The 311-nt window shown below is 41.2% G+C and carries 1 protein-coding gene; it reads left to right on the top strand.

Features of this window, described 5'->3' with window-relative positions:
• Nucleotides 1-311, top strand: a 311-nt coding sequence (locus RT250_RS13575; protein WP_313115430.1) for a hypothetical protein, incomplete at both ends; no start/stop codon positions are given.

The following is a 311-nucleotide window of genomic DNA, read 5'->3' on the forward strand; positions in this document are numbered from 1 at the left end:
ACGATTAACGATGTACCAAATGCACCAGCTACACCAACTGCTAGTGTAGTTCAACCTACGTGTGCGGTACCTTCAGGTACAATTTCAATTACTTCACCATTAGGATCAGGTTTTGAATACAGTATAAATGGTACGGATTATCAGGCTCAAGTAGACTTTAATGACTTAACCTCCGGTACATATAGTGTAACTGCTCGTAACACTTCAGATCCTACGTGTGTTTCTACAGCTTTATCTGTAACGATTAACGATGTACCAAATGCACCAGCTACACCAACTGCTAGTGTAATTCAACCTACGTGTGCAGTACC

It is taken from the genome of Aequorivita sediminis (assembly GCF_032080575.2).
Classification (GTDB): domain Bacteria; phylum Bacteroidota; class Bacteroidia; order Flavobacteriales; family Flavobacteriaceae; genus Aequorivita; species Aequorivita sediminis.